Genomic DNA, 7967 nt, shown 5'->3' with positions numbered 1-7967 from the left:
TCGACAAACAAAATAGTTCGGCGTCCCTGCTGTTGGGCAACCTGCTTTGCTTCTTCAATAGCTTGTCTTATGTCTTTTACACCGGAGGTAACCGCACTGATACGACTGACAGTGGCATTGGCGGTAGTAGCAATGAGCTCAGCTAAGGTGGTTTTACCGGTGCCCGGTGGCCCCCAGAGAATCATTGAATGCAAATGACCTTGTTCAACCGCCACTCGCAGCGGCTTTCCGGGCGCTAATAAATGCTGTTGCCCGGCATACTCTTCAATGGTTTGCGGGCGCATGCGCGCCGCAAGAGGTTTGAAATCAGGCTGAAAGTCGAGATCAAGGCTGGCCACAACGATTAGCTTTGATCGTCCACATCGACACCAGCCGGCACTTTAAATGTGAATTGCTGGTCGTCAATTTGAGTATTTAATGCCACGTCGCTCAACATCAGTTCAGTACGCTCGCCATGCGCTTGTACCATAGTAATTTCTTTGAGCTTATTGCCGTCGAAGGCCAATTCTAACTGGCTGTTATCGTTGTTATGTTTAACAAGATAACGTTCATCAGTATAAGTTACCGAGTAGTTCTGCCACTGGTTGGTATTACTGTCTAATACTAACAATAGCGGACTGTTATCAACCATGTCCTGTTGCGCATAAATAGTGACCTGATCAACGAACGGGTTGTAATACCAAACCTTCTCTCCGTTTGCGACCATCACCGTTTCATCGGGGCGCATTGTGTGCCAATACAAATTCGCAGGGCGCTTTAACGTCATAGTGCCACTTAAACTTTGCAGAACATTGCCCTGCTCGTCTTTCACTTGCTGTTCGAACTCTGCCGATAAACTTTGAGTTTGCTCTAACAGCTGCTGTAGCTCCTGTTTATCCGAGTTATTGTCGCTGGCAAATGCATTCATTGATACCGCCATAACGGCGGCGAACCATACTGCTTTCATGAATTAGTCCCTTGGTGGTTTAGGTGCCAGAACATCGCGCTGGCCGTTATTACCTGCACTACTTACGACACCGCTCATTTCCATTTGTTCGACAATGCGTGCAGCGCGGTTATAACCAATACGGAATTTTCGCTGAACACTCGACACCGACACTCGTTGCGTTTCTGTAACGAAGGCAACCGCTTCGTCATAAAGCGGGTCTGACTCGGCGTCATCCATTTCCTGTTGCTCGCCCGGCAATAACGCTTCTTCGCCTTGATCACCTGAGAGAATTTCTTCCAGGTAGTTAGGACGACCGCGCTTCTTCCAGTCTTTCACCACGGCATGCACTTCATGATCATCAACAAAAGCGCCATGCACTCGTATTGGGGAGCCACTTCCTGGTGGTAAGTACAGCATATCGCCCTGCCCTAATAACTGGTCAGCGCCGGGCTGGTCCAAAATAGTACGAGAGTCGACTTTTGACGACACCTGAAACGCAATACGCGTTGGAATATTCGCTTTGATTAAACCGGTAATAACGTCGACTGACGGACGCTGTGTTGCCAAAATAAGATGAATACCGGCAGCACGTGCTTTTTGAGCAATACGGGCAATAAGCTCTTCGACTTTTTTACCAACAATCATCATCATGTCGGCAAATTCATCAATAACCACAACAATGTTGGGTAGCTTTTCTAAAACAGGCGGTAACTCATCCATTGAGTCACCCGGCTTCCAGATAGGGTCCCGCAGCGGCTCCCCTGCTTCCTCTGCCGCTTTTACCTTAGCGTTATAGCCTTTTAGGTTACGTACCCCTAAGGCTGACATCAGCTTATAGCGGCGTTCCATTTCTCCGACGCACCAACGCAACGCATTGGCCGCATCTTTCATATCGGTAACCACTTCCGTCAATAAGTGTGGAATGCCTTCATAAACTGACAGTTCAAGCATCTTGGGGTCTATCATAATCAGGCGAACGTCTTCCGGAGTGCTCTTGTAAAGCAAGCTCAGAATCATGACGTTCACACCCACAGATTTACCCGAACCGGTCGTACCCGCAACCAATAAGTGCGGCATTTTAGCCAAGTCGACAACCACCGACTTGCCGGCAATGTCTTTACCGAGAATCATTGTCAGTGGCGACTGACTATTACCGAATTGGTCACTATTGATAACTTCGCTCAGCTGCACAATTTCGCGGTGCTTATTCGGTAATTCTAGCCCTACGTATGACTTCCCGGGAATAACCTCGACCACACGCACGGCAACAGCCGACAAGGTTCGGGCAATGTCCTTAGCCAGGTTAGAAATTTTAGACACTTTAACGCCCGGCGCTAAGTCCAGTTCAAAGCGAGTAATGACCGGCCCTGGCTGAACATGCGCTACGCGAACATCGACACCAAAGTCCTTTAACACGGTTTCAACCGTTCGCGATACTTGGTCAAGTTCATCCTGCGTAATAGGGTTTTCTTTTTTATTGGGACGGTCCAGTAACTCAATTGACGGCAAAGGTGGTAACACCTCGGGATCAACATCGCTTTCTGCGACTTCAGGTTCGTCACTTTTATCATCCTGTTTTGCGGCTTTCGCCTGACTCTTGCGTTCGGCGGCCTCTTTGCTAAAGCGCGGTGCTTTTTCCTCTTCCACCACCTCTTCTTCGTCGACCGCACTAATTGACGGCAAGCTTAATACAGGCTCTTGCTTATCTGCGCCGAATAAATCACTGGTTAACGATTTTGTTTCTTTGTCTTCGTTATCGGTTAAAGCTTCCGTGGAGTTCTCTTCTGGCTCACCCTCGTCATCGTTACTGTCGCGTTTTTGCCAGGTCTGTTTAATTCTGTCGACCAACCACAATACGCCGACAATAGCCCACTCCCCCAACTTGTCTGCCACTTGCAGCCAACTGATACCGGTAACCAGAGTGATACCGGTGAAAAAGAACGTGAGTAATAATAAGGTACTGCCGACAAAGTTCAGGTACGGCAAGAGTGACGCTGCAATCACGTCGCCAATAACACCGCCGGCTGAAAAATAATAAATGTCGTCAAAGTTAATGGAAGAAAGCGCAGAAGCGCCAATGAGCGCTAGTAACGCCCCAATCATCCGAAGGCTGACCGCCAAATAATCCATTTCCAACAAATGGTAGGTTTTGCGGAACAGCAAATAGCCTAAGCCCGCAAACCCAAAAGGAATAAGGTATGCAACAAAACCGAATGCAAACAACAGGACATCAGACACCCAGGCGCCAACCGCACCACCGGCATTATGAATACTGCCCTCATAGCCTGTCTGCGACCAGCTAGGATCAGCCGGATTAAAGCTGACTAAGGACAAGAAAATAAAAATAGCTAAAGCCCCGCTAACAAGCAGTCCGGCTTCTAGAACTCTCTGTACACCTGTCATTATTCTGTTGTAGCGCCTTCGTTAGTTATTGTTTTTAATAATTGCATGATTGTAGCGAATGTCAGCCCTAATGTTACCCCTTTACTAATACTTTATTTTCTTGTTTGACCTCTTCCATAACAACATAAGTACGAGACTCATCAACGCCTGGCATCATTAATAGGGTTTCACCAAGTAGCTTTCGGTAGGCCCGCATATCGGGCACGCGAGCTTTAATCAAAAAGTCGAAGTCTCCGGCAACCAAGTGGCACTCGAGAATCTCGCCAGTTTTACGTGCCGCTTCACTAAATTCAGCAAAGGCATCGGCCGATGTTCGTGTCAGTGTAATTTCAACGAACACCATTAAGTTAGCCCCTAATTTAGCAGGGTTTATTTTGGCATGATAGCTTTCAATGACTTGCTCACGCTCCAGCTTCCGAACCCGCTCTAAACAAGCGGTTTGACTCAGTCCAACCCGCTTAGCTAACTCGACATTAGACATACGGCCATCGTCTTGCAGCAGGCGTAAGATCTTTCTGTCTATTTTATCAACAGTGATTTCTGTGGGAATTTCAGCATTAAACATAATAAATCTCTGAAAAAGTAATTATTAATAGAATATCACACTAAAAAATAACTTAAAAAAAGTAACTCATGCACTTAGGTTTGCGTCTATAATTTGCGCCAAATTATTTCACCGAAAACCGTTAACTAAGTAAGAGGCAGACAATGCTAATTGGTGTACCAAAAGAGATTAAAAACCACGAATATCGCATCGGATTAACCCCTGCTGCAGTTCGCGAATATGTTGAAAATGGCCACGACGTTATTGTTGAAAATAATGGCGGCGCCGCTATTGGTTTTACAAACGAACAATACACAGAAGCGGGCGCAAGCATTGTCGATACGCCTGAAGAGATTTTTGAACGCGCTGACATGATTGTTAAGGTCAAAGAACCTCAGCCAAACGAGTGCAAAATGCTGCGCGAAGGCCAAATTCTTTATACCTTCTTACACTTGGCACCTGACCCAACTCAAACCGAATTATTGGGTAAAGCCGGTTGTACCGCTATTGCTTATGAAACAGTTACCGACAACCGCAACGGGTTACCGCTGTTAGCACCAATGAGTGAAGTTGCTGGCCGTATGTCTATTCAGGCAGGTGCACACTACTTAGAAAAAGCTCACGGCGGCAGCGGTACTTTATTAGGTGGCGTACCAGGCGTTGCTCCGGGCAAAGTCTTAATTATTGGTGGCGGTGTTGTTGGTACTAACGCAGCGAAAATGGCGATTGGCCTGGGCGCAGAAGTCACTATTTTAGACCGTTCACTGCCTCGTCTGCGTGAACTGGACGATATTTTCGCCGGTCGCGTACAAACCGTTTATTCAACCGTTGATGCTATCGACAAATATTCACGTGAAGCAGATTTAGTCGTTGGCGCGGTACTGATTCCAGGCGCGGCGGCTCCGAAGCTACTCACTCGTGAAAACATCAAAAACATGAAGCCAGGCTCTGTCTTGGTTGACGTAGCTATCGACCAAGGCGGTTGTTTTGAAACGTCAAAAGCAACGACTCACCAAGACCCAGTTTATGTCATTGATGATGTGGTTCACTACTGTGTTGCAAACATGCCGGGCGGCGTGGCTCGTACCTCAACTATCGCGCTGAATAATGCGACCTTGCCTTATGGTATTGCGTTGGCCAACAAAGGCGTGAAAGCAATGCTGGAAAACGACCACTTGTTGAAAGGTCTGAACATGCACAAAGGTAAAATCAACTACAAAGCTATTCACGATGATTTAGGTGAACAGTTAGGTCTGGACTACCAAGACCCACGTGAAGCGTTGCAAGGTTAATACCCCTTAGCGACTAGAAGCTTTTGAAAAGCCTCGGTGAATGCGTTCACTGGGGCTTTTTTATTTTTGACTTGTTCCACACGCTTGCAAACCCTACAATCAGTCCCCATACACTAGTTATCTTACATTAAAAGAATACAAGCAGTCAGGAGTTATCAATGGCAGACGCCAAGCATTGCAAGTTATTAATTTTAGGTTCAGGTCCTGCGGGCTATACCGCCGCAGTCTATGCAGCTCGCGCTAATTTAGACCCTGTCATGGTGACCGGTATGCAACAAGGTGGTCAGTTAACTACCACCACCGACGTAGAAAACTGGCCCGGTGACGCTGAGGGTTTAACAGGTCCTGACCTTATGGTTCGTATGCAGCAACATGCTGAACGTTTTAACACTGAAATTGTGTTTGACCATATTAACAGTGTCGATTTCTCCAAGCGCCCTTTCCAACTAAAAGGCGATGTCGGTGAATATACAGCAGACTCGGTTATTATCAGTACCGGAGCGTCAGCTAAATATTTAGGTTTGGATTCTGAAGAAGCCTTTATGGGTAAAGGCGTATCTGCCTGTGCAACGTGTGACGGCTTCTTCTATAAGAAACAAAAAGTCTGTGTTGTTGGCGGCGGTAATACGGCGGTAGAAGAAGCCCTTTACCTGTCTAACATTGCCAGTGAAGTTCACGTTATTCACCGTCGCGATACCTTCCGCGCTGAGAAAATTCTGGTTGATCGCCTGCATGAAAAAGAGAAAAACGGCAATATCACTTTCCACTTGAACAAAACCTTAGACGAGGTTTTAGGTGACGACGCTGGCGTAACAGGTGTTCGTATTAAGGATACACAAACTGGCGGCACCGAAGAGCTGGACGTTGCAGGTTGTTTTATTGCCATTGGTCACCAGCCAAATACCGGCATTTTTGACGGTCAGTTGGAAATGCAGAATGGTTACATCAGTGTCCAAAGCGGCTTAGAAGGCAATGCGACAGCGACCAGCGTGCCTGGCGTATTCGCAGCCGGTGACGTTATGGACCATGTCTACCGTCAGGCCATTACCTCGGCCGGCACTGGTTGTATGGCAGCGCTCGACGCTGAACGTTATCTGGATGCGTTAACGAAGTCCTGATACGACAGTGATCGTTCAGCTTGATCCATTATCGATAAGCTTCCCTCCTGCAGCGACAGCACTTCACGAGCCTAACGGGCTACTCGCTGTTGGAGGCGACTTATCGGCTGAACGGTTACTGTACGCTTATCAAAACGGTATTTTCCCCTGGTTTTCAGACAACGACCCTATTTTGTGGTGGTCCCCTAATCCGCGTGCTGTATTTTATCCGGACAATATTCATGTCAGTCGTTCGTTAGCAAAGGCGGCCCGTAAGCAGCCATGGCGAGTGACCATTAATAACCAATTCGCCGAGGTTATTGATGCTTGTGCCCGCCAACGTGCCGACAATGAAGGCACCTGGATAACGGATGAAATGATGGATGCGTATATCAACCTGCACCGTCTGGGCTGTGCTCATTCCGTTGAGGTTTGGCTGGATGAACAGCTAGTGGGTGGTTTGTACGGTGTCTCGGTTGGCAAAACGTTCTGCGGTGAAAGTATGTTTCACACCGCCACTAACGCCTCAAAAATTGCTTTGATTCAGTTTGCCAATGCCTTCCACAAAAGCGGCGGTGAACTGATTGACTGCCAGGTTGGCAACCCTCACTTATTTTCATTAGGAGCACGAGAACTGTCCCGTGAACGTTTTCTGGTTAAATTACACAGCTCTCAAAGCGCAACTATGCCTAGCCAATTCTGGTTGCCAAGAGTACTCGAGTTTTCAGAGGTAACCACATGCAGTTCGGATTAACACGGGAGTCTCACTGCAACTACCTGAGCGATAAGCAAGAACGGCTTATTGTCGCTGTGCCGGAAGAGCACCAGCGGTTAAACCCTGAAGCCTATGAGTACTTTATGGCGAACGGTTTTAGGCGTAGTCATAACGATGTGTACCGTCCGCATTGCCGGCTGTGCAGCGCGTGTGAGTCACTTCGGGTGATAGTTAACGAATTTGTTGCCAGCAAAAACCAAAAACGCATCGCGAACAAAAATAAAGATTTATCATTAAACGTTGTGCTTGAACCAACAAAAGAGCACAGCCGCTTATTTTGCGAGTTTATCGAGCAGCGCCACTCTGACGGCGAAATGTACCCACCCGACCCGGCTAACTTCTGGCGTTGGGTATCCTGTGACTGGATGACGCCACTTATTCTGGAATGGCGGGACAACGACGAAAACTTACTGGCTGTTTCAGTAGCAGATCAAACTCCTCATGCGCTATCAGCGGTTTATACGTTTTTTGATCCCGCGGCTCACAAGCGCTCATTGGGCACCTATGCCATTTTGCAGCTAATTGAATACAGTCGACAGCAAGAGCTTGAATATTTGTATTTAGGCTATCAAATAGATGCCTGTAATAAGATGAATTACAAAACTCGCTTTGCCCCATATGAACGACTGGTTGGCAATCATTGGAAAAAAGCGCTAAAATCGCACACACTTTAGGCTACTAACAGAAATCAGAGGATTTTAATGGCGAAAGAAGACAATATTGAGATGCAGGGAACGGTTCTGGAAACACTTCCCAATACAATGTTCCGCGTAGAATTGGAAAATGGCCACGTGGTTACTGCGCACATCTCCGGTAAAATGCGTAAACACTATATCCGCATTTTAACGGGCGACACAGTAACGGTTCAGTTGACTCCATACGACCTGACAAAAGGCCGCATCGTCTTCCGCGCACGTTAATCCGTTCG

Annotated in this window: 9 protein-coding genes; 5 read left to right on the top strand and 4 right to left on the bottom strand. The window is 47.3% G+C overall.

Features of this window, described 5'->3' with window-relative positions; all coding sequences use genetic code 11:
* From B3850_RS00345 to lrp, 4 genes are all read right to left on the bottom strand, one after another.
* Window positions 1-284 (bottom strand): AAA family ATPase (locus B3850_RS00345; RefSeq protein WP_414654186.1); only part of this gene is annotated, 284 nt, incomplete at its 3' end.
* A 59-nt stretch (window positions 285-343) separates the two neighbouring features.
* Entirely contained in the window at window positions 344-946 is a 603-nt protein-coding gene (lolA, locus tag B3850_RS00340; RefSeq protein WP_058579218.1) for an outer membrane lipoprotein chaperone LolA, read from the bottom strand.
* A gap of 3 nt (window positions 947-949) precedes the next feature.
* Complete coding sequence (locus B3850_RS00335) at window positions 950-3331, bottom strand: DNA translocase FtsK (protein ID WP_286911214.1); 2382 nt, start codon at window positions 3329-3331, stop codon at window positions 950-952.
* A 73-nt stretch (window positions 3332-3404) separates the two neighbouring features.
* Window positions 3405-3896, bottom strand: coding sequence for a leucine-responsive transcriptional regulator Lrp (gene lrp / locus B3850_RS00330; RefSeq protein ID WP_058579220.1), 492 nt, complete (start codon window positions 3894-3896; stop codon window positions 3405-3407).
* A 143-nt stretch (window positions 3897-4039) separates the two neighbouring features.
* On the opposite strand from lrp, the gene ald reads away from it, so the two are divergent.
* The 5 genes from ald (at window position 4040) to infA (ending at window position 7959) form a co-directional block, all read left to right on the top strand.
* Window positions 4040-5167, top strand: coding sequence for an alanine dehydrogenase (gene ald / locus B3850_RS00325; RefSeq protein ID WP_286911213.1), 1128 nt, complete (start codon window positions 4040-4042; stop codon window positions 5165-5167).
* A gap of 158 nt (window positions 5168-5325) precedes the next feature.
* Window positions 5326-6285: a thioredoxin-disulfide reductase gene (gene trxB / locus B3850_RS00320; protein WP_286874388.1), complete on the top strand. Its 960-nt coding sequence runs from the start codon at window positions 5326-5328 to the stop codon at window positions 6283-6285.
* Window positions 6286-6292: 7 nt separating this feature from the next.
* Entirely contained in the window at window positions 6293-7018 is a 726-nt protein-coding gene (aat, locus tag B3850_RS00315) for a leucyl/phenylalanyl-tRNA--protein transferase (RefSeq protein WP_286874389.1), read from the top strand.
* On the top strand, window positions 7003-7713 hold the full coding sequence (locus B3850_RS00310) for an arginyltransferase (protein WP_273269519.1): 711 nt from the start codon (window positions 7003-7005) through the stop codon (window positions 7711-7713). The genes aat and B3850_RS00310 overlap by 16 nt, the downstream gene beginning before the upstream one ends.
* Window positions 7714-7740: 27 nt before the next feature.
* Complete coding sequence (gene infA / locus B3850_RS00305; RefSeq protein ID WP_053953583.1) at window positions 7741-7959, top strand: translation initiation factor IF-1; 219 nt, start codon at window positions 7741-7743, stop codon at window positions 7957-7959.
* Window positions 7960-7967: the final 8 nt, after the last annotated feature.

This window comes from Idiomarina sp. UBA4520, assembly GCF_002388365.1.
In the GTDB taxonomy this organism is placed as follows: domain Bacteria; phylum Pseudomonadota; class Gammaproteobacteria; order Enterobacterales; family Alteromonadaceae; genus Idiomarina; species Idiomarina zobellii.
This window is presented reverse-complemented; position numbering and strand designations above follow the sequence as displayed.